General features: G+C 59.0%; 1 protein-coding gene. It reads left to right on the top strand.

Going from position 1 to position 1,340, the window contains the following annotated elements; all coding sequences use genetic code 11:
* Positions 1 to 1,340: secretin N-terminal domain-containing protein (locus tag AC097P_RS24050; protein ID WP_479612946.1), on the top strand; the 1,340-nt coding region annotated here is incomplete at both ends.

The raw sequence follows: 1,340 nt of genomic DNA on the forward strand, positions 1-1,340 counted from the left end.
CACCAAGGTAGAGATAGTGGCGCCGGATGCCAAAAAAGCGGATGTTGACGCCCCCAAAATCATTCCGGGCACAGGTGTTTTTGTTAAGCCCGCTACCGTTTCCGCGGCGCCCGCAGGCCCGCAAGACATTGTGCTCAATTTTGAAGGGGCAGATCTGCGCGAAGTGGTGCGTGTGGTCATGGGCGACATGCTCGGCGAAAACTACACCATCGACCCCAAGGTCAATGGCACGGTCACCATCAACACCAGCCAGACTATCAACCGCGCGCCTGTTACGCCCATTCTGGAAACCGTATTGCGCATGAATGGCACGGCCATGGTGAAAGAAAACGGCGCCTACAAGATCGGCCCTCTGAATAGCGCCCTGCGCGGCTCCACCACACCGAAGATGGGTGCATTGCAACCAGGTTACAGCGTACAGATTGTTCAGCTGCAATACATCTCCGCCCGGGAAATGGCCAAGATTTTGGAGCCCCTGTTGCCAGAGGGCAGCATTCTGCGTGTGGACGAAAACCGCAACTTGTTGATGCTTGCCGGCGGAGAAGGCGAAATGCGCAATGCATTGGAAACCGTCAGTGTGTTCGACCTGGACTGGCTGGCCGGCATGTCCGTGGGGCTGTTTACCCTCAAGAGTGCAGATGTCAAAAGCATCCTGCCAGAGCTGGAAATACTGTTTGGCGACAAGTCCAAAACGCCCTTTGCTGGCCTGCTGCGCATCTTGCCTATCGAGCGCATGAATGCCGTGTTTGTGGTTAGCCCGCGGCCGCAGTACCTGGAGCAGGCGCGCCAATGGATCGAGCGCCTGGACCGCAGTGGCGGGAGGAGCGGCACGCGTTTACATGTCTACGCCGTGCAAAACGGTAGTGCAGAAAAGATTGCCGCACTGCTAGGCCAGGTGATTGGCGGTAAGTCAACCACCAACACACCACCGCCAACGGTGGCTCCTGGTTTGGTAGGCGCATCACTGCAATCCGCGGGCGCTGGCAGTGCAGCTGCTCCCGGTGGTTTGCCTGGCGCAACCGGCGGCGCATCGGTGGCGGGGGGTGTGTTGGGTGCCAGCACTTCAAGTGCCGCGGCAAGCGTGGTGGCCTCAGGCACAGGCGAGGCGCTGGGCCTCAGCTCGGCGAGCACCGTCAAAGTGATTGCCGACCGAGACAACAACTCGCTGTTGATACTGGCCAACGGGGCCGAATACGAAAAGATTGAAGAGGCCATCAAGCGGCTCGACGTGGTGCCACGGCAAGTTCTGGTGGAGGTAACCATTGCAGAGGTAACACTGACCGGCGCGCTGAGCTATGGGCTGGAGTGGTACTTCAACAATGGCAGCAACAACCTGACCG

The sequence above is a fragment of the Rhodoferax sp. ZS1R8 genome, from assembly GCF_056521325.1.